This is a genomic window from Shewanella sp. 10N.286.51.B7, assembly GCF_002873615.1.
Taxonomy (GTDB): Bacteria; Pseudomonadota; Gammaproteobacteria; order Enterobacterales; family Shewanellaceae; genus Shewanella; species Shewanella electrodiphila.
In genome coordinates, this window is sequence record NZ_MCUF01000020.1 from 125,204 (window position 1) to 146,516 (window position 21,313).

A 21,313-nucleotide genomic window follows, 5' to 3' on the forward strand; every position below is an offset into this window, starting at 1 on the left:
GAAATCCTTTCCGATTAATGGTGTTTTTGTATTTTTAGTTCGTATTTGTAATGAGTCGTTTAGCCTCATTGCTAGGTAAGTTAACCCATCGGTTTGAAAGAGTAAAATAGGCAATGGCAGCTTATATCTGCTACAGCGTGTGAAAGTAATTTTAACGGTTATAGCGTGTGAAACTAATCTTAACGGTTGTACCGTGTAAATAGATCTTTAACGGTTATAGCGTGTGAAACTTGATTTACCTGCTGTAGCGTGTAAAGTGAATTGTATGCATGTTTATAGGTAGAAAAGTATGAAGGTAACAAACTCAAAGCAACTCAGCGCGTTTCTCAAAGATACACGGCTGAATATGAAACTGCCCCAAGCTAAAGTGGCAAGTAGCGTGGGTATTCGTCAGGATACTGTTTCAAGCTTTGAGAAAAATCCTGATTCAACAAAAGTAGACACCTTATTTAAAATCTTATCGGCATTAAACCTCGAACTCGATATTAAGGTGAGGGGGACTGAACCGGAAAGTCAGCGAACGGGTGATGACGTCAAAGCTGCGAAAGCACAGTGGAAAGAGGAATGGTAATGACCACGCTTGATGTTTACATGAATGGCTATTTGGTTGGCGAATTTACTAAATCCTCTACCGGTTCGCATGTCTTTAAGTATGCAGCACAATGGCTAAATACACCTAGTTGCCGCCCTATCTCTTTGTCTATGCCGCTGCGAGTGCAAAGCTATAAGGGAGATGAAGTGTATAACTTTTTCGATAACCTGCTGCCAGATAATATTGAAGTCAGAAATAGAATTGTTGCTCGGCATAACGCGCAATCGACCCAAGCATTCGATTTATTAGCCAAAGTGGGGCAGGACAGCGTTGGCGCGTTACAATTTGTGCCCCATGAACAGCTCCCTTTAGATGTTAAAAGCATTGAATCTAAACCGTTATCCAACATTGCGTTGGAAAAAGTCTTGCAAGGCTATCTTTCAAATATTCCGTTAGGCATGCTCACAGGTGAAGACGACTTTCGAATATCCATTGCAGGTGCACAAGAAAAAACAGCGCTGCTGAACTTAAAGAATACTCAAATAAATGCTTGGCGCCTCCCCATTAAAGCCACACCAACAACGCATATTATTAAGTTGCCGATTGGCAAAATACAAAGTCATTCCCACACAATTGATATGACAAACAGTGTCGAAAATGAATACCTGAGCATGATGATAGTCAGGGAGTTTGGCTTAGCGGTTCCGCAATGCTCAATACTAAACGTTGGCAATATGAAAGCACTGGCCGTTGAACGTTTTGACCGCAAACTATCATCAGATAAGCAATGGATTATGCGCTTACCTCAGGAGGATTTTTGCCAAACCTTGAATATCCCCTCTGCCAAAAAATACGAAAGCCATGGTGGGCCAGGTATTGAGCAAATCATGGGTTACTTATTGGGCTCAACCAATGCCGCACAAGATAGACGCGATTTTATGAAGTCCCAAGTGCTGTTTTGGCTGCTCGCTGCAACAGACGGCCATGCTAAAAACTTTTCACTGTTCATAGACGCTGGCGGCGGTTACAGGCTAACCCCTTTTTACGATATTTTATCCATGTATCCAGCAATGGGCGGCCAAGGATTAAATATTCGCGATGCCAAATTAGCCATGGGGCTTAAAGCGACTAAAGGTAAAAAATACGTTGTTGACAAAATATTACCCAGGCACTTTATCCAGACTGCTAAAGCGGTGGGGTTTGACCCGATAGTTATGACAGAGATATTGCGAGAAGTAGCAGATTCTGTGGAAGGTGTGATTCATCGAGTCACAGCCAAGTTACCAGATGATTTTCCTGAGCATATCAGGGATTCAATTTTAAATGGATTAAGTGAAAGAGCTAAAAGGCTGTCAATGAAGGAGAGTCTTCAGTAGGATCAATTTCCGACGGATAGAAAGATAAATATTGTCGGCTCACCAGTAATAAGGCGAACTCACTTTGCTCAATTATCAGCAGTTGATAATATGCGCTGTTTAGAGTACCCACATCAATAATTTTTTAATAGTAGTGAATAATGAATAGTAAACCAAATGTACTTCAGCAAGCGGAAAATCTTATCAAATCAATAGCAATGCCGCATGTGCCTGATGGTACAGAAGTTGAGGCAGTTGTTGACCAGTGGGTGCACGCTATCGCTACGGATAGTCAGTTTTTTTGTAATCAAAATTTGAAGTCCGCAGATGACCTCAAAGCTGAAGTCGTCAATCTACTAAAAGCGCATGCATTATTCATTGACCGAGAAAGCTTTTATGAGGCAGTTTTTGGGCACCTAGCATTGAAGCCTTCCAAAGATAGCGGTTTTAAGTTTATCGATTTATTCGCTGGGATTGGTGGCGTACGTTTGGGCTTCCAAAATAATGGTGGAGCATGTGTATTCTCATCAGAGTTTGATAAACATGCTCAAGCTACCTATAGCAACAATCATGGTGAGTTTCCATTTGGCGATATCACCTCAATAAACCCAACACATATTCCAGAACACGATTTGTTGTTAGCAGGATTCCCTTGTCAACCATTCTCGCATGCAGGGCTAAAGTTAGGTATCGAAGATACTCGAGGTACGTTGTTTCATAATATTGCACGTATTATTGAAGAGAAGCAGCCAAAATTTGCAATGTTAGAAAATGTAAAAGGTCTAGTCAGTCACGATAAAGGGCATACCTTAAAGGTTATTCTTAAAACGCTCACTGATATTGGGTACAGCTGTAATATTTCAAAAGAGTTGATTGAAAATGGAACGGCTAAACAGATTCAAACAGAAGCCAAAAAAATGGTTATGAAATCTGTTGATTTTGGCGTTCCACAAAATAGGCAGCGTATTTATATCGTGTTATGGAAAGATGGACTAATTGAAAAGTTTGAATACCCTAAACCGTTAAATGTAGCGACGAGAGTTGCGGATATTCTAGAAGAAGAACCTTGTGAAAAGTTAACCATATCAGATCGATTATGGGCAGGGCATCAACGCAGAAAAGTTGAAAACAAAGCTAAAGGCAAAGGGTTTGGTTATGGGCTGGTAACACCTGAGAGTGAATACACTAATACGATCTCTGCACGTTACTATAAAGATGGTAGCGAAATCTTGTTAGCTCAAGAAGGAAAGAACCCTAGAAAAATCAGCCCAAGAGAAGCTGCGAGATTGCAAGGTTTTCCTGAAGATTTTGTATTTAGCGCATCAAAAACTCAAGCTTATAAGCAGTTTGGGAATAGTGTCTCTGTACCTGTAATCGTTGCTTTAGCAAAGGTAATAAAAGGAAATTTAAATGGAATTGATTGACCTTAAATCAAAATTTAATGAAATTGAATCGAACGTTAATAAAGTAGAGTTTAGAGATGTTCGATTAGCAGAAAAATTTAAAGTAGAGTATGAAAAATACATCTCCGGTAATGCAGCTAATGGATACTCAGAAGTAGAGTGGGCTGACTTTTCCACAAGAATCATAACTACAACTGGAAAGTCCATTTTTTTAACTAACTACTGGTTCTTCATAGCATCTGAATTGGCTGGTTATTTGAAAGGGCTGAATGAACATAAGCACATTTTTAAGCAGATTTTTGAAGGTGAAAACCTTCAAGAGATAGCTGTATCCTTAAGGAAGGGATTAAATGATGTGCAATCAGAATTGATACAAAAGTTTTTTACTTCTAATGGACATTCTCTTCAGGAGTGTGAATTTTTTAAAACGTTTGTTTCTGATTACAGTAGTTGGGGTGGGGGGAAAACTATTGATAGAAATGATTATTATGTTTCTCCACTTTTACAGGCCGGTAAGCTTTTAGCTGAGACACAAAGTGCTGTTGCAGAAATTGCAAAGCAATTTGCAGAGGAATCAGCGCTTAGAGAATCATTTTTGCCAGTATTCGAGCCGCTTTCATCTAAACTGGATGTGAAAAAGTCATCTCCGTTATTATCAGAACACTCACGTGGAAAATTTGTATATTTATTAATAGAGTTCTTAATAACAAAAACAAGACAAGAACCTTTATTCAAGTACCTAATTGAAAAAGAGATCAGCCTTGGGAACTACAACCTTGAGTATAAAGGTTATAGATTAACAACTATTTTTAAGGTCTCTAATGTGCTTCTTAGCGAGGAACAACTCAGTAGTGGAGAAAAAAATCGTTTTTTTGAAAAGCCATTCATTTTAGACTCAAAGATGTATTACTTATCAAATCAATGGACTGATGGCACTTCATCTAGACTGGATATTCAGTCATTAATTCCCATATTCAATTCCTTGTACGTAAACTATGAAATACTCGTTGAGGATGGAATATATATTCTTAAGGAATCAAATAATCTAGTTTTGCAACAAGTTACCAAACCCTTCCTTCTTCTCGCTGGCATCTCAGGCACTGGTAAAACTCGCTTTGTGCGTGAGCAAGCCAAAAAAACTGGTTCTTTATCTGAAACCTATTGTCTTACCTCTGTTCGTCCCGATTGGCACGAACCCAGTGACTTACTCGGTTATGTTTCTAGGCTGGGTGGTAAACCTCAGTATGTTGCCACAGATGTATTGCGCTTTATTGTTAGAGCTTGGCGCGAAATTATTGAAAAAATTGAACGAGACAGCAACGGAGTAGCGATCGACTGGCGCGGCCATGAATTAGCTAAAATTCGTCCGTTTTGGCTGTGTTTAGATGAAATGAACCTTGCACCTGTTGAGCAATATTTTGCTGACTATTTATCGGTATTGGAAACGCGCTGTTGGAATGCACCGGATAAATTAAAAAAATCTGGTTTAAGTTATGTTTATGAATGCGACCCGCTCATTAAGGGTGAGGTCTTTAGCTCACTAGATGCTGATGTTTTCGGCAAAACTAGTGATAGTGAGAAACCTTCATCGCTGTTAGCGAAAGACCTAGGTTTTGATCTCAAAAATGATACAGATAAGGATATTTGGGACTACTTCTTAGCTCACGGAATTAGTATTCCATTTAATTTAATTGTTACTGGCACTGTGAATATGGATGAAACCACCCATGGTTTCTCTCGCAAAGTGATTGACCGTGCGCTGACGTTCGATTTTGGTGAGTTTTTCCCGAATAACATTGATGAGTTTTTTGAGGCTAAATTTGAACCGAAAAAACTCAGTTACCCAACATGTAGCCAAGCTAAGTTTGAGCAGTTTTCATCGGTAGCGGCCGACCCCAAAGCCCAAAAAACTACCGCTTTCTTTAAGGCCATGAATGCCGTATTGCAAGGTACGCCTTTTGAATTGGCATTTCGCGCCTTTAACGAGCTGTGTTTATCAGTGATTAGTTTTGCCCCTGAAAATGATGAGCAGTTAGCGGCAGTTTTTGATGACTTTTTGATGTGTAAGGTTTTGCCCCGTATCGAAGGTGATGAGGACAAGCTACAGACGCTTAAAGGTGAGGCATTATTACAAAGTTTTAAAGACGTTATAGCCAAAGAGCTTAACCATATTTGGGACGGTGAGCGTGTTGATTTACTGCGTGAAAACAAAGGTTCTGGTGAAAAGGTGATTAAGGTGCAATGTCGCTCAAAGATTAAACTTGAGAGTATGCAAACTCAGTTAAATAGCGGCTTTACTTCTTTTTGGCCGTAACAGCGTAGTAGGAATAGTCGAAGCAATGACAACCCGTAAACGCGCGACCATCAAACTTAAGCATCCAGACTTTATTGTTTATGTAAGTTGCGATGATATCGTGAGCCCGTTTAAAAAACTGACTCATACCTATTCGCAGCGCAGTGTCCCATTGCCATCAGGAGATATTATTGCTGTTTTGGCAGATGATGCCACAGCGACATTTGATGATGGGTTGCCTTTAGATAGTCCGTTCTTTTTTGAAAATCGCCAATACTGGTTTGAAATCGAGTTTGAGCCAGCGGTTACTAAAAACTCTGCGATTGTAAATCATAAGCATCGATTAATTGAGGGGGCTTTCCACTTAAACCGAAAAGGCAATGTGCTTCAAGCTGCGCTCAATTTTGGTAATGATGTTGGCCGTTGTGGTTTTAAAGTTGAGTATCAAATTGATGGCAAGCTTTGCTCGGCTAATATTAATTTTAATATTTTTGCGACTAAGATGGTGATGGAGCAAGACCTTAACCTTATTAATCTAGCCATTGATAAAGTTTACCCACTATGGCGCTACAGTTTAATTAGTAAAACCACTCAACAGGTCACTAAATCAAGCAGAAACACTGACAAGTTTGAACTGTTTTGGTTAGCCCAATTTGAAAGGTTAGTGGCGGAATTAGAGCGTGGCGTTAAGCAGATAATTAATTCCCCCCACAACCGATTGCAGTCATTTACCAAGCAGCAAAAGCTAGATCGCATTAGTAAGCAGCAAAAACCAAGACAAATTGAAAAGGCACTACAACTCATTGCGAGTGGCATTGCTAACCCACGTATTAGTGTTAGTTATAAAAAGCTCCATATAGACACTCCTGAAAACCGCTTTATTAAAATGGTGATCAATCGGATTAATGATACTTTGAAAGGCTTTATCATTGAGATTGATACTAAAGAACAGGCAAAAGTATCAGATTCATTTATCGATAAGCTAAAAACTTGGCAAAGAGTATTTAGCAAGATGACGAAGCAGCAACTTTGGCGAGAAGTTGGAAGTTATAGTGGGCTAAATAGTGACTCTAAGGTGCTCCAACAAGGTACCGGTTATGCCAAAGTTTACAAAGTATGGCAACAATTAAAATTCTACCTTAATAAGGCGGGAGGTCATGCTGATATTTCCATTAAGTCAGTGGCAGAGTTATATGAAATTTGGTGCTTTGTTGAGGTAATGGAGGTAATCAAAAGCCTTGGCTTTGAAGAACAAAAACGAGAGTTGTCTCAGTTAAAGCAAGTGCAGTTTGAAAAACACTTTAGCAAAAATGGTATGGCGGCGGCTTTTGAATTTTATCGCAGTGATGGGGTGGAGATAAAGCTTGCACATGAACCTACCTTTTCCCCTAATCATGAGGCTGAAAATCGCACTTGGCTGGCAAATCAACGCCCTGATATTGTGTTGCAAGTAACACTGAGAAATCAGGAATCATTTTTCATTATATTTGATGCTAAATACCGTATCGATAATGCTCAAATTAATGATAAAGACGCAGTACCTGAAGATGCCATTAATCAGATGCACCGTTATCGTGATGCGATTATTCATCAGCAGAAAATAACAAATGAAGCGCCAATTAAGAGCCGTCCCGTAATGGGAGCCTTTGCTTTATATCCCGGATTTTGTGATCAAACTAACTGCAATAACCCCTATCAAGATGCCATTGAACAAGTTGGTATCGGCGCGTTTGCTTTATTGCCTAGTAATGCAGACCAGCAAAATCATCGCTTGTGGTTGCAGAACTACTTGCTGCAGAAATTGGGTGCCGGCATAGATAAAGGTTTACCACTAAGTAATGATTATTATTTTGTAGAAGATGCTGCCCGAATTTCACCGTATGGGCAAAACGCGATTCGCCACACAGGCTTGACCATGGTTGCACCGGTTAACGAGATAAGCCGTGCAGAACAATATTTAGAGCATGCGAGACAAGGAAAATTACAGGGGTACCACACTCAATTGCTAGGAACCAATCGTCAGAATATTCATCGTAATATAATCCGGGAGATTCGTTATCTGATCGTCACGGTTCGCAATGAAGATTCTGATGCGGTTCAGGTAGGCAAATACCTTTACCGTGTCGCAAATGTAAAGCTGATGCCAAGGCATAGCATTGACGAACAACTAACTGGTAAAGCCAGTACAGTTGAACAGCTATATTGGTTATTTGAATTCTCAGGCGAAGCAACAAAGCTTGAAAGTGAAATCAGGCTACCTTACGAAGAACGCTTTAAGTTTAAACTGACTAAAGCGGAATACCTTAAAGAGGTTAAACACTGGAATGATATTACAGGTGAGCTTCAGCTGTATGCTGAGCTTGATGAAACTTGGTAATAGCTTTTAGGTTGATGTATCAAAATTAAAAAGCCCAGCTTTTGCTGGGCTTAGTGTTATATAACGCATGTAAAAAGGCTATTCAACGTTTTCGATCTGTTTGTAGGGTTCTTTGATATTACTTTTGTATATCAACAGTTTATGCGTTATTTTCTTGACTTTAATTTATTTTGTTCACAGATATACTCCCCCACTTAGTTTATCTGTTAAGGATCATTTGTTTCATTTCATAACTTAGTTGTTCTTGGTGTTGGTTAAAACTATCAATTATTCTGGCTCATTTGTTTTAAGCTACAAACATACCTACAAATAAACTTTGACTGTACCTTATAAGTGAAACTATAATTTCACTTAATAGCTAAAAGTGAAAGGATAGTTTCATTATGATGAGTAAGGATAAAGATGCAACACCTAAGCGTGGTGCAAGAGTATTCCCACGAAATATGAAAATACTCCATAACTTAGGTGAAAATATCGCACTGGCAATGAAGCGACGTGGGATCAGCCAAGAGATGATGTTTAGCAGGACTGGGATCTCTAAGCCGACGTTACGAAAAATCACTAAAGGTGACTCCTCTGTCTCTATTGGCCACTATGTGAATGTACTTGCAGTACTTGGTCTATTAGAAGATCTGGGTAAGGTCGCGCTTGATGATGAACTTGGTAGGAAACTACAGGACATCGAATTGCTAAATAAAAATTAGGACATTTGAAAAATGGAAATTTTTGTCTACGCTGATTGGCTTGATATCGGAACACCTCTGTTTGTAGGAACATTAAGGTCGTCGCTGATCCGCGGTAAAGAGCATTTCAGTTTTAAGTATGATCAAGGCTGGCTAGAATCTAAATACGCTCTTCAAATTGATCCATCACTTCAGTTATATATTGGGGAGCAGCACGCTGCTGATGACAATAACTTCAAAGTCTTTCTAGATTCGTGCCCTGATCGTTGGGGTCGCTTATTGATGCAACGTAGAGAAGCCGTTATCGCTCGTACTGAAGGGCGTAGAGCAAAAAAGTTGTACGAAACAGACTATTTATTAGGAGTGCACGACTCTTTCAGAATGGGCGCCTTAAGATTTTGCACTGAGTTAGGTGGCATTTTTCTTGATAGTAATGAAGACTTATCTGCGCCTGCAATAACCTCATTACCAGAGCTTGAACAAGCGGCCAACGGAATTGAAGATAAACCAGATTTTGATAATCCAGACTATCTCAAATGGCTAAATATGCTCATATCGCCAGGGTCATCACTTGGTGGAGCTAGACCTAAGGCATCAGTTAAAGATGTTGATGGTACGCTTTGGCTGGCTAAGTTTCCTAGTCGGCATGATGATTATGATATTGGCCTATGGGAGTATATCGTTTACAAAATGGCCCTTGATGCTGGGGTCAATATGTCTGAGTGTAAGGTTCAAGCTATTGGCTCAGATCATCATATCTTTCTCACTAAACGGTTTGATCGTGTAGAGGGTGGTAAAAGGCTTCAATTCACTTCTGCCATGACGCAGTTAGAGTATTTTGACGGTAATGATGAAGGGGCAAGTTACCTAGAGTTAGCTGAGTTTTTAACCTTAAATGGCTCTAACACCAAGGAAGATTTAGAGCAGCTTTGGACTCGTATGTTATTCAATATCATGGTTTCCAATAGTGATGACCACTTACGTAATCACGGCTTTATCTTTGATACTACTGGGTGGCGTTTATCACCAGCATACGACATTAACCCAACACAGAATGCTACAGGCTTACACCTAAACATCGATGATAGAGACAATGCCTTAGAGGTTGATCTAGCCTTTGAGGTTGCTGAGTACTTCCAGCTCACGGCGAAAGCTGCTAACGAAATTTATCAAAAGGTAGCTAATGCCATTTCAAAGTGGGAAGAACTTGCAATCGAAGCGGGGATTACAAGAGGTGAGCGGGATTTAATGAAAGATTGTTTCCTAGCTCCAGAGGTTTAATTATTTTATCGTTATGTTGGCTGTATTAACGTAGTTACTTTGCTACAGCTCAATATGTTTCATTTCTTCTGCTTGAGTTAGGTAGTACTCACATCGAGTTTTAATGGACTACTTATATGCAGCAGCATACTCAGATTCTGCTTCCGTAAGCTCCCCAGCTTGTTTTGCCACGTTATCCAGATTATCGATGATTGCTTTTGCCAGTTGCTTGAGGGTTAATTCAAGTATGGCTTGTTTAATTCCACATTCTTCTGCAAATGTCATTAATTGATAGGCGTGGATTTTGTTAGCTTCAAACTCATCTCCAATCGCCATTGCTAGTTCTTGATCAAAGTCTGGGTACATTTGCACGTTAACAAGGTCATACCATGGCGTCGCTTCAAGGCCTATAGGGGTAACATAGAATGAATAGTTTTTACCATGTGAGTCCGCATTGCATACGAGCAAGTTAAAGATTGTCCACCGTAGCATGTCAAACTTGGCTTGTGCTGGGTTAGCGCAGTGCTCAGCGATGCTAAATAGTTTTTTAAGGCTCACTCCTTCACGAATATCTCGCACGTTACGCCCACTACCCAGATGTCGTTCATATTTTCTTGCGACAGAATAGCCTAAAGCCTGACACGCATCGATTTGATGGCGACGCATTACTCTGTGACGCTTAGCGTCATAAAGGCGATCGAAGCGGGTGACAGATAATGCTTTGTACTTCCCTATTGGCATTATCTCAACTTCGGCTACCTGCATGCCTATAAGTTTAGCCAGTGTCATGGTCATAAATTCGTTGAGTACTAGATGCTGCTGGCTGTTCTTTTCAAATTTAATAATATGCGTTGAACAGAGATCTCCTTCGCCAAAACCGTATTCTGTATCGATGTGGAATAGGTTTAACTTTGATTGAACCCCTGCTACTGAAAGGCGTGGTTTTCCATCCCAGACTTCCATTGGCCAATATTCAGGGTCTTCGATGCGCTTGATAAGATCTGCTTTCCTAATTGGGGTAAAAGACGTCGCTGGTGCTTTAGTGCCTACTGGGAGATACAATATTGCCCCAGAGGTGTCGAATCCAATACCCTTGATCAGAGCAAATGTATTACTCCTGGCAATGCCGAGAGCTTCAATTAGGTGATCAAGTCCTTTATTTTCAGGTAATAGATTAGTTAAGTAAATGGAAATTTGAGAACTGCTAGCTTGGCCATCAAGCGGTAGTTTGGGTGAAATTGGAAACCCATCTTCTTGCCAAGCTTGAGTGTATTCGATAGAGAATTGTTCAGTGTTTATATCAAAATTTATCGCACCAATTACCCTATCTCTAAAATGCATTTCTAGAGTGTGAACATTAGAACCATTCATTGCTGCCACCAACTTTGTTATTAGGCGTATTAACGGTTAGTTTGATGCCAAGACCATTGAGGATTTTGATTATTGTTGAAAAGTACACATCATCGCCTTTCTCGACTCTAATTAAGGTTTTTTTAGTCACACCACAGAATGAGGCTGCGATTTCCTGATTCATTCCTGAGGCTTTTCGGCAGTCTTTGATGAGTTCGCCTAAACTGCTGGGGTCGAGTTGAGAGGCCATTTCATTATCCTAAAAAGTGTACGTACGGTTACTTTAGTGCTTTGAATATAACTTATCAAGCTAAAGGTGTAACAAGCTACACTATTTGACTGATTGAAAGTTGTTATTATCAAAAGGTGTATTATTGTACACTTTTAGTGGGTGTGTACCGTTATGTGCTTTAAAAGAGTAATAAGGTACACCTATTGGTAGAGCCGTCAGTCATTACTTTGTTGTTAGGGGCTGAACTTGAATGCTAATGGTTCGAGATTCGCTTATTTTTATATAGATTTTTCAATGATATTAATGCAAACAAAAAGCCCAGCATTCGCTGGGCTTAGTTTTATAAAACGTCTGTAAAAACCTTATTCAACGTTCTGAATTTGTTCTCTCATTTGCTCAATCAATACTTTAAGCTCTACCGCTGCTGCAGTAACTTCTGCGCTGATTGATTTAGACGCTAGGGTGTTAGATTCGCGGTTAAATTCTTGCATCATGAAGTCTAAACGGCGGCCTTGTGCGCCACCTTTTTTGAGGATTAAGCGCGTTTCAGCAACGTGTGCATCAAGGCGGTCCATTTCTTCTGCGACATCCATTTTTTGTGCAAGCAAAACCATTTCTTGTTCCATACGTGCTGGATCAAGTTCGCCGGTGATTTCGGCTAAACGGTTAGTGAGCTTGTCACGTTGCCATTGCATTACTGCAGGCATGTGCCCACGTACAATCGCTACTTGCTCAACGATTTGGTCTAAACGGGTTTGAAGCATAACGTTAATCGCTTCGCCTTCACGGCCACGGGCTTCGATGAATTGCTCTACTGCGCCGTCAAATGCAACCAATAATTCTTTGTTGATTGCGCCCATGTCTTTTTCTTCACCCGCCATCACACCAGGCCAGCGCAGGATATCGGCTAAGTTAAGCTCGCCTTGATTGGCTTCTTTTTTTAACCATTCAGCAGCATTGAGTAATTGCTTGGCTAAATCTTGGTTTAGGCGCATTTCACTGCTGCCTGAATCAGAGAGTTCGTAACGTAAGTTGACCTCAACTTTACCGCGATTTAAGCGTTTACGTAGGCGATCACGTAATACTGGCTCAAGGCTGCGCATTTGCTCTGGTAAACGCAGGTAAGTTTCTAAATAGCGTTGATTAACTGAGCGAAGTTCCCAAGAGGCAGTGCCCCATTCGGCTTTGTGCTCAATGCGAGCGTAGGCGGTCATACTTTGGATCATTGTTGAACCCTGATTAGTTAGCAGCAATATAGTGTGTCGATTATAGTCTGCTGAGGGCTAAGGTCAAAGCTTACAAAAACTTATGTGTGAGTTGAGGGCGGTTGTTTACAGGCTTATGCGCTTTTAGGGTTTATTGATTGTACTTCGCAGATTGCACAGTGCTGATCGTACTTCGCTAATCGTACTTAGCTAATCGTACTGTGCGGCATGAAACTAAAAGGGGTTAACTGAGTCTGAGCTTAGGGCGTTATCTTTAAGCTGTTTGTTTTTGTTTAATCGCGCCGTTTTAACCGTTTGCTTTTTAGTACTAGTTTAGTGCTGGTGAGTGATGACTATAGTGGGGTGTCGTGAGATGTTGCGGGTTAATTTCGCTTATCAAGGCTTTGTCATCGAATTAAGCTGATGAATTGTTTATAGTATGGCACATTCACGTTTAGACCTTGTGGTTTAGATGTTTTCAAATTTTGGAGTAGGCAAGTGGACCATTTTGTGTGGAACCTCGACCCAGTATTGATTTCTTTTATGGGTCTAAAAGTGCATTGGTATGGTGCGTTATTTGCGTTGGCAATTGCCAGTGGTTTTCAGGTAATGAAGCGCATGTACAAAAAAGAAGGCTTGGATGTTGAGTCGCTAGATAACCTACTCATGTATTGTGTGGTGGGGATTATTGTTGGTGCGCGTTTAGCCCATTGTTTCTTTTACGATCCGAGTTATTACTTTGCCAATCCGATGAAAATTTTAGCCATATGGGAAGGCGGCTTAGCCAGTCATGGCGGCGGGTTAGGGGCGATATTAGCGCTGTATTATTACAAGCGTAAAACCGATATGCCGTTTTTATTCTTATTGGATAGGTTGGCGATTGCGACGGCGATATTTGGCTTCTTTGTGCGTATGGCTAACTTTGCCAACTCTGAGATTTTAGGTCTGCCTACCACTAAACCTTGGGGCATTATTTTTGAGCGAGTGGACTTACTACCGCGCCATCCTGCGCAGCTTTATGAAGCCATCAGCTACTTGGTTATTTTCATTAGTTTATATGCGGTTTATAAGTTTACTAATTTAAAAGAAAAGCACGGCGTTATTTTCGGCTTGTTCTTATGTAGCGTATTCAGTGCGCGTTGGGCCATTGAAATGGTCAAAGTGAAGCAAGCAGCTTATGCCACTGAGTGGACCATGAGTGCAGGGCAGTTACTGAGTATTCCGTTTTTAGTTGTGGGTATTGCGCTGCTGATTTTACCTATGCTTAAAAAGAACAAGTAAATGCTAATTAGTTTGAGTTAGCGCTTTATTGGGCTAATAGATAAAAAGGCCGATGCTCTTAGTGAGTATCGGCCTTTTTATTATTCTGCTATTAGGTTTTGATGCTGAGGGTTCATCAAATAGCATTTTTATAAATGCTTTTAGAGAAAGCTCATTAAAAAAGCTCGCTATAGGGGTGTTATAAAAGCTCTGTGATATTGACTGGTATACCTTGTTCGAGTTTTTTGATACCGGCACAAATAGCCGCGTTAACGGGCGTGTTGACTTGATATTGCTTACCTAATTCAACAACTGCTTGGTTGAGGTAGTCTATTTCGGTTTTACGTTTAGCTTGAATATCTTCCCACATGGATGAACGCGCTTGAGGATCGATATCGAGCATCTGCTTTGCCAGTAAAGTAAATAAACCATCAGGCAGCGATAATATCAGTGGCAACCATTGAGGTTTTACTTTGGTAAATTGCGCTAGCGGTAAACGTGCTTTTTGACACACTGCTAACCATTCTTTCATCGCAAGGCTTAATAGTTTACGAGTTTGTTTTTGACTCAGTTGCTGCTTAATGGGTACATCGGTGATGGCATTGAGCGCATTATTGAGGTTAAGCAGTAGTTTGCCGTAAATGATTGGCGCCATGTCATCAACTAGTGTGCATGTTAGTCCTGCGGATTGCATTGCTTGTTGAACAGTTTGCGTATGGGGCGTGTTGGCAAAAATGAATTCGCCTTCAGTGCCCTTATGAAATGTCGCTTGCTGTTTTTGCAGGACATTAAACGGGGTTATGCCTTGTATCAGCAGTCTTGGCTGCGATGAGATGTTAGCGAGTGCTTGCTTAACTTCATCTAAACTGCCTAAGCCGTTTTGCATTAATACTATGGTGCTTTGCTGGTGGGATAACAGCAGTAGTTGCTCACTAATCTCGCGAACTTGATGACATTTTAAGGTGACAAAAATCAAATCGAATTTGGGTGTGTCTGCTTCAACTTCGGTAAACAGTGCGTTCGGCATGACTTTTTGATGTAAGCCTTGGTAGCTTGTGAGCGTGATGCCTTGATTGTCGGCAATGCTGCGTTTAATCCGCTCGCGACAAATTAAGCTGACATCGAGTTTAGCCATGAGTAATTCGCCGGCTAAGTAACATCCTGTTGAACCTGCACCAAAGATGGCTATTTTCATCATTTCCCTTAAAGCATGAGTCACATTCCGCCTACCAGTGTGCCGTTTTGTTAATAAAAATCCAATAAGGGTTTTGTTTGACGTGGCATCAAGGCTAACAAGTCACTATAATGCTGTTCAATTATGAGCGTTGATTGCTGGTTTTGTTTTGATTGAGACGTCGATTGAACGATAATTTACAGCCAATTTCAGCTTAAAACCCAATTTAGTCACTGATCCCACACAATAGGAAATGCATATGCGTCCAAGCGACAGAACACCTGCACAATCTCGTCCAGTTACGATTACTCGTCAATTTACAGCTCACGCTGAAGGTTCGGTGTTGGTCGAGTTTGGTGACACTAAAGTGTTATGTACTGCAAGCTTTGAAGAAGGCGTACCGCGTTTTCTTAAAGGCCAAGGTCAAGGTTGGGTGACTGCTGAGTACGGTATGCTTCCTCGTTCTACTCATAGTCGTATGCAACGTGAGGCGGCTCGTGGCAAACAGTCTGGTCGTACTCAAGAAATCCAACGCTTAATCGGCCGTTCATTACGTGCTGCTGTAGACATGAAAGCCTTAGGTGAAAACACTATCGTTATCGATTGTGATGTGATTCAAGCTGATGGTGGTACACGTACTGCTGCGATTACTGGTGCCTGTGTTGCATTAGTCGATGCATTAAACTGGGCGCGTGGTAAAGGCATTTTAAAAACTAACCCGCTTAAGTTCTTAATTGCTGCTGTAAGTGTGGGTATTTACAAAGGTGAGCCAATCTGCGATTTAGAATACATCGAAGATAGCGCTGCTGAAACAGACATGAACGTTGTGATGACTGAAACTGGCAAGATGATTGAAATCCAAGGCACTGCCGAAGGTGAGCCATTCAGCCATGAAGAGTTATTAAACTTGCTTGAGCTTGCGAAGCACGGCATTCGCGAAATTGTCGATACGCAAAAAGCGGCATTAAGCTAAAACGTATTTGATTAAGGGGCTCTGTTAATAAGAGCCCCTTTTTTTAAGCTTTATTTAGGCTTAATCATCATTAAATAAAAAATAGATAACAGTGTTAAGGAGATAATGTGAAAGCATATCAACGTGAGTTTATTGAATTCGCTCTTGAGCGTCAGGTATTACGCTTTGGTGAGTTCACCTTAAAATCAGGCCGTACTAGCCCTTACTTTTTCAATGCGGGTTTATTTAACACGGGTCGTGATTTAGCGCGTTTAGGTCGTTTTTATGCTGCTGCATTGGTTGATTCTGGTATCGACTACGATTTAGTGTTTGGTCCTGCTTATAAAGGTATCCCGATTGCGACAACTACCGTTGTGGCTTTATGTGATCATCACGATGTGGATGTGCCTTACTGCTTTAACCGTAAAGAAGCGAAAACCCATGGCGAAGGCGGTTCATTAGTGGGTAGCGAGCTAGCGGGTAAAATCATGTTAGTGGATGATGTGATCACCGCAGGTACAGCTATCCGTGAGTCGATGGAAATCATTGCTGCACACGATGCCAGCTTAGCGGGTGTGTTAATTGCGCTTGATAGACAAGAAAAAGGTAAAGGCGAGTTGTCAGCGATTCAAGAAGTTGAGCGCGACTTTGGCTGTGACATCGTATCTATCGTTAAGCTGTCTGACTTGATTAGCTACTTATCTGAAAAACCAGGTATGGAAAAAGAGCTAGCGTCAGTGAGTGCTTACCGCGAGCAATACGGTATTTAATCCGTCTTCACTATAAGCTAAAAGCAAAAGCCAGTCATATGACTGGCTTTTTTGATTCTGTCGTTTGGCAATGCTGCCCATTTATACCGAGTAAATTAGCACTTAGATTGGTGTAAAAACTCAGCGCGGGTAGCAGGGTTAGATTTAAAAATCCCGCCTAATGCAGTGGTGGTGGTTGAGCTGGTGGAGTCCATCACACCGCGAGATTTAACGCAGTAATGTACAGCATCCATTTTTACTGCCACATCTTTGGTTTCAAGCAAGGTTTGCAGGGCAACCAGCACTTGCTGAGTCAGCCTTTCTTGCACTTGTGGGCGCTGGGCAAAGAAGCGCACAATGCGGTTAATCTTCGACAGGCCAATAATTTTGGTACGTGGCAAATAAGCGACAGTAGCGTAACCATCAATGGTTACTAAATGGTGTTCACAGGTGCTGGTGAGGCTAATATCTTGTACTCGCACCATTTCATCAACGCCCATCTTGTTATCGATGACGGTGATTTTAGGGAAGTTTTGATAATCAAGACCAGAGAATATCTCATCAACATACATCTTTGCGATTCGACGTGGTGTGTCCATTAAGCTGTCATCTGATAAGTCTAACGCCATTAGGGTTAGCACTTCTTTCATGTGATGCTCAATTTTCTCTTTACGCACTTCAGGAGTATGAGTTTGCGGCAGCATCGGGGTTTCAAGCCCTTGCTCAGTTAGTGCTGCTTTAACTTTTATTGCTGCGTCACTTAATGCCATCTTATCCTCCAACCACAATGGTCAAACTTATTACTGAGTGTATGTTATAAATCGTCTTAGTGCTGAGTTAGAGCAAATAGCCCAGTAAGCATAAGGGACGGGGATAATAACGTGATTTGAGTCAAATTAATATTATTGAAATAAAAAAAGCCGACCTTTTTAGTCAAGTATCGGCTTTGGTGTTAGAGGATGATTATAATTTTAAATTATCTTTTAAAAACTTAAGTGATAATTGAAAGTATTCTTCCCGGCTTTCTGGGACATAAAATCCATGACCTGCTTTATCCCACACATGCTGCTGGTATGGATAGTTGGCTTTATCTAAAGCATCTGTCATCGCTTCAAATTGTTCCATTGACGCACGAACGTCTTCTTCGCCATGTAGTAATAAAATATTGGCTTTCAATTTATCAACGTTATGGCTTGGTGACATAGCTTTAAGCTTTGCTTTATCATCACCTAAGACAGTATCTAAAAAAGCTCCGCCTGAATAAGATTCTGGAATGTCACCGTTATCAAACAGTTCTTCTAGATCGTATACACCAGCTGTACCGATCGCACACTTATACATATCGGGTTCGATTGTTGGTGCCATAAGTGATGAGTACCCACCAAAGCTACCACCCGAAATACATATTCTTTCTTTGTCTGCTAAGCCTTGCTCAATGATGAACTTGGTTCCGTCAATGATGTCGTATTGAATTTTTGTTCCCCATGCTCGGTATCCATTTTCTTCAAATTGCTTTCCGTAGCCACCAGAGCCTGTAAAGTTAACTTGTAAAACAGCGATTCCATTTTGTGCTAGCAGTTGATTCTCTGAGTTGAACGCCCAGTAATCTCTAGGTCCGTGAGGTCCGCCATGAGGGTTAACTACAAATGGCATGTTCTTGTGTTCAATACCTTTAGGGAGAGTTAAGTAACCGTGAATTTTAGCGCCATAGCGATTAGTAAATTCAATAGGTTTTACCTCAGACATATGGCTTGGGTCTAACCAACTTTTTTCAGAAAATAGATATTTTATTTTCTTATTCTTAGTATCAAAAAGGTAATAGTCACCTGGGTTTTTATCATTCATGGCGAGAACAACCATTTTTTCGCCATTAAGTGTTTCACTTACAATACGAACACGATGATCAGGTATAGCCATCATTAATTGATTTAACTGTTTAGCCTTTGAGCTATCTTTATCCAAAAACTCATATTCTGGGTAACCATTTTCAAACTCAACCGCATAAAGCAGTTTTGTTTGATCATCGATATAGATTTCGGATGGATCTACCACCGGGTGTTGAATTATCTTTTCACGCTCGCCAGAAGGTAACTTGATTTGATAAATCGCTCTTGTTTGCTTATTTTCAATCGCTGAAGCATAAATAGAATTTCCGTCCTCAGAAAATGCAAGTGGGTAAAACTCTTCCAGCCCTTCAATGAAACTTGCTGCAGAAACCCATTTATCTAATTTTTCATCGAAATAGTAAACTAGATGATTATTTTTACGATCGCTCGCATAACTAAATCGAATATTTTTATCGTGATCGGCAAGAAAGTTTGCATTACTGATAGGAGAAACCGTCAACTTTTTGCGTTTGCCGTTATAGACGTTGACTTCATAAACTGATGTTGCAGCATTATTAGTGCCAGTCCATGGATATACCATGACTAAAATTTTCTTTTTATCTTCAGGTAATGTATCGAGTACGTAACCCGATGCTCTTAAGCCTTCTTTATACCCAAAAATATATTCCGAGCGACTACCATCGGCATTTACGGCAAGCATTTCGCCGCGGTAAGAAGAAGTTTCAAAGCGGACTCGTTTATACGTTTTTTGAACCACAATACGATCGGCATTAACCCAGTGGTAGTTGCCGACTTCTCCCTTGCCTTTGAAGTTGACAATGTAAGTCGGTTTGAGAGTTTCTAATTCAACAATGATGAGTGTGCGTTTATCGCTTTCTTTATCGATAACGACACCTGATAGGTAATCGCCTTCCGGTGATATTTTGATCTCGGTGAACTCAGCAGATGCACTGAATTCTTTGATTGTATTTTTTGGAGCAGCAGAAGTTGTATTGATTTGTAAGAAAAAAATCAATACAAAACTTAGAATTGCAAACCTCATAAATCTTCCTTGATGTTGCGTTTTTGTTATGTATAAAAACGCATTCTAAGTTGATAATTGAATTTTGCAATACTTAAGTTTTATTTCAGGGATTCTTGTTTTACCAACCCATTAAGAAGAAGTCGCGTATTCTTTCTCGACTGGCTTCTACACCACAAGAGATCATTTCTTCACAAGTTCTACCGGGTATATTGGTTCCAGTCCCTCTTCTCCCATTTGGATATGTAGAGTTAAAAATTGAAATTTGTAGCTCAAAGACCTCAGTGAGTTTTGGTGCTGTTACATTGATTGTTTCCATCTCATTTTTCGGCACCTGTATCTCTTGAAGCCTTAACGGCGCAGACTCGAAAATTTGGGCAAAATTGGTATCATCTTTATTGATGGCAATAAACTTCACTGTATCAGGGTATTTGTTGTCGTATGAGAAAGTTAAGTAAGATTGTGCTTTGTCGATATCTTTATCAACTAATTTACCTTCAAGATATACCAACCCAAGGAGGTGATTGGCTGCATTAAAGTCATTTTTGCTAGCTTGTTTAAGGTATTTAATACCACGTTCAATATCTTGAAACTCACCTTCTTTTAAGTAAATGACACCGGCTTTGAATTGCGCATGAGCAGAGTTGAATTTAGATGCTTTCCTATACCATTTTAAAGCTCTTTCGGTATTTTGTGGCGTTCCGTATCCTTGGTAATAAAATTCGGCTAACACATACATGGCCCCTACATATCCTTGCTTTGAGAAATTTTTGTATTTAACAAAGTAATTATGACATTCTTTTGTTTCGCAAGTGTTGACCAAACTTTTAGAGGTAGTCTGAATCATTGATTGTGCTGGAAATGTTGAAAACATTAGTAGCAATAAACCGAGCGTTAAATTTTTCATTTCAGTCCTTTGAATATTTAAGATAAAAAAAAGCGCACCTTCAAGATACGCTAATTGGTTTTAACTATATAATAGCTTGCTTTGTATATTGTGCTAGCTACGTAATAATTGTTGCTGCACAAACTGCCACTGTTCATCGAAGTGTTCTGTCGGCTTTTGCTTAAACTCACTGCGCACGAACTGAGCGATTCTGCCTTCTGCGATAGCTAAAAGTAGATTGGCTAAAATGGCTTCGTCTAAGTTAAAACCATGACCTTCGCGTAGTGTTTTCTCACGTAATATTTGCTTGATTTGAGTTTCAATTTTGGCAAATAACCCGCTGACACGGCTACGTAAACGTTCATTTTCACCTAATAGCGCATCGCCATTCAGTACCCGTGAAATACCCGGGTTACGTTCTGAAAAAACCAACAGTAACTGCAGGACTAACTCACAGCGTTTCATGGTGTCTTTTTCTTCATCCATGATGATATTAAGTCGAGACAAAATTGCATCTTCGATGAATTCTATTAGACCTTCAAACATTCTTGCTTTACTTGGAAAGTGGCGATAAAGCGCCGCTTCAGAAACACCAACTTCCGCGGCTAATTTAGCTGTGGTTATCCGTTGGCCAGGGCTGGTTTCCAGCATGTGCGCAAGACATTGTAAAATGTGCTCACGACGATTTATTTTTGGGCTAGCCGCCATTTGTTATTCCTAGGCTTGTGACTACT

At 40.4% G+C, this 21,313-nt stretch carries 17 protein-coding genes and 1 pseudogene; 10 read left to right on the forward strand and 8 right to left on the reverse strand.

Annotated elements, in window-relative coordinates:
• Positions 1 to 289: 289 nt before the first annotated feature.
• From BCU84_RS04030 to BCU84_RS04060, 7 genes are all read left to right on the forward strand, one after another.
• Positions 290 to 571 (forward strand): helix-turn-helix domain-containing protein, encoded by a 282-nt coding sequence (locus BCU84_RS04030; RefSeq protein WP_102526814.1) that lies wholly within the window; start codon positions 290 to 292, stop codon positions 569 to 571.
• Positions 571 to 1,908, forward strand: coding sequence for a type II toxin-antitoxin system HipA family toxin (locus BCU84_RS04035; RefSeq protein WP_102526815.1), 1,338 nt, complete (start codon positions 571 to 573; stop codon positions 1,906 to 1,908). Before BCU84_RS04030 ends, BCU84_RS04035 begins: the two co-directional genes overlap by 1 nt.
• 140 nt (positions 1,909 to 2,048) lie before the next feature.
• A complete protein-coding gene (locus tag BCU84_RS04040; RefSeq protein ID WP_102526816.1) occupies positions 2,049 to 3,311 on the forward strand; it encodes a DNA cytosine methyltransferase in 1,263 nt (420 codons plus the stop codon).
• On the forward strand, positions 3,298 to 5,604 hold the full coding sequence (locus BCU84_RS04045; RefSeq protein ID WP_102526817.1) for a restriction endonuclease: 2,307 nt from the start codon (positions 3,298 to 3,300) through the stop codon (positions 5,602 to 5,604). The genes BCU84_RS04040 and BCU84_RS04045 overlap by 14 nt, the downstream gene beginning before the upstream one ends.
• A 25-nt stretch (positions 5,605 to 5,629) precedes the next feature.
• On the forward strand, positions 5,630 to 7,960 hold the full coding sequence (locus BCU84_RS04050; protein WP_102526818.1) for a DUF2357 domain-containing protein: 2,331 nt from the start codon (positions 5,630 to 5,632) through the stop codon (positions 7,958 to 7,960).
• Positions 7,961 to 8,343: 383 nt separating this feature from the next.
• The gene (locus BCU84_RS04055) at positions 8,344 to 8,664 is read left to right on the forward strand and encodes a helix-turn-helix transcriptional regulator (protein ID WP_102526819.1); all 321 of its coding nucleotides are present in this window, start codon (positions 8,344 to 8,346) and stop codon (positions 8,662 to 8,664) included.
• A gap of 12 nt (positions 8,665 to 8,676) precedes the next feature.
• Entirely contained in the window at positions 8,677 to 9,924 is a 1,248-nt protein-coding gene (locus BCU84_RS04060) for a HipA domain-containing protein (protein WP_102526820.1), read from the forward strand.
• Between the two features lie 42 nt (positions 9,925 to 9,966).
• On the opposite strand, the pseudogene BCU84_RS04065 reads toward BCU84_RS04060, so the two are convergent.
• From BCU84_RS04065 to BCU84_RS04075, 3 genes and pseudogenes are all read right to left on the reverse strand, one after another.
• Positions 9,967 to 11,274 (reverse strand): annotated as a pseudogene (locus BCU84_RS04065) (HipA domain-containing protein).
• Positions 11,261 to 11,503, reverse strand: a complete 243-nt coding sequence (locus BCU84_RS04070; RefSeq protein ID WP_102526821.1) for a helix-turn-helix transcriptional regulator — start codon at positions 11,501 to 11,503, stop codon at positions 11,261 to 11,263. Before BCU84_RS04070 ends, BCU84_RS04065 begins: the two are co-directional and overlap by 14 nt.
• Before the next feature lie 344 nt (positions 11,504 to 11,847).
• A complete protein-coding gene (locus BCU84_RS04075) occupies positions 11,848 to 12,711 on the reverse strand; it encodes a YicC/YloC family endoribonuclease (RefSeq protein ID WP_102526822.1) in 864 nt (287 codons plus the stop codon).
• A 477-nt stretch (positions 12,712 to 13,188) separates the two neighbouring features.
• On the opposite strand from BCU84_RS04075, the gene lgt reads away from it, so the two are divergent.
• Complete coding sequence (gene lgt / locus BCU84_RS04080; protein WP_102526823.1) at positions 13,189 to 13,971, forward strand: prolipoprotein diacylglyceryl transferase; 783 nt, start codon at positions 13,189 to 13,191, stop codon at positions 13,969 to 13,971.
• Between the two features lie 178 nt (positions 13,972 to 14,149).
• Here the strand turns inward: lgt and BCU84_RS04085 are convergent, their stop codons facing one another.
• Positions 14,150 to 15,145 (reverse strand): 2-dehydropantoate 2-reductase, encoded by a 996-nt coding sequence (locus BCU84_RS04085; RefSeq protein WP_102526824.1) that lies wholly within the window; start codon positions 15,143 to 15,145, stop codon positions 14,150 to 14,152.
• Between the two features lie 238 nt (positions 15,146 to 15,383).
• On the opposite strand from BCU84_RS04085, the gene rph reads away from it, so the two are divergent.
• Together rph and pyrE are read left to right on the forward strand one after the other, a co-directional pair.
• Positions 15,384 to 16,097: a ribonuclease PH gene (gene rph, locus BCU84_RS04090; protein WP_102526825.1), complete on the forward strand. Its 714-nt coding sequence runs from the start codon at positions 15,384 to 15,386 to the stop codon at positions 16,095 to 16,097.
• 107 nt (positions 16,098 to 16,204) lie between these two features.
• The gene (pyrE, locus tag BCU84_RS04095) at positions 16,205 to 16,846 is read left to right on the forward strand and encodes an orotate phosphoribosyltransferase (protein WP_102526826.1); all 642 of its coding nucleotides are present in this window, start codon (positions 16,205 to 16,207) and stop codon (positions 16,844 to 16,846) included.
• Positions 16,847 to 16,941: 95 nt separating this feature from the next.
• On the opposite strand, the gene folE is transcribed toward pyrE, so the two are convergent.
• The 4 genes from folE to slmA all read right to left on the reverse strand — a co-directional run bounded on the left by folE (position 16,942) and on the right by slmA (position 21,287).
• Complete coding sequence (gene folE, locus BCU84_RS04100; protein WP_102526827.1) at positions 16,942 to 17,595, reverse strand: GTP cyclohydrolase I FolE; 654 nt, start codon at positions 17,593 to 17,595, stop codon at positions 16,942 to 16,944.
• A 193-nt stretch (positions 17,596 to 17,788) separates the two neighbouring features.
• A complete protein-coding gene (locus BCU84_RS04105; protein WP_102526828.1) occupies positions 17,789 to 19,714 on the reverse strand; it encodes a prolyl oligopeptidase family serine peptidase in 1,926 nt (641 codons plus the stop codon).
• A gap of 100 nt (positions 19,715 to 19,814) precedes the next feature.
• Complete coding sequence (locus BCU84_RS04110; protein ID WP_102526829.1) at positions 19,815 to 20,600, reverse strand: tetratricopeptide repeat protein; 786 nt, start codon at positions 20,598 to 20,600, stop codon at positions 19,815 to 19,817.
• A gap of 93 nt (positions 20,601 to 20,693) precedes the next feature.
• Positions 20,694 to 21,287, reverse strand: coding sequence for a nucleoid occlusion factor SlmA (gene slmA, locus BCU84_RS04115; RefSeq protein ID WP_102526830.1), 594 nt, complete (start codon positions 21,285 to 21,287; stop codon positions 20,694 to 20,696).
• Positions 21,288 to 21,313: the final 26 nt, after the last annotated feature.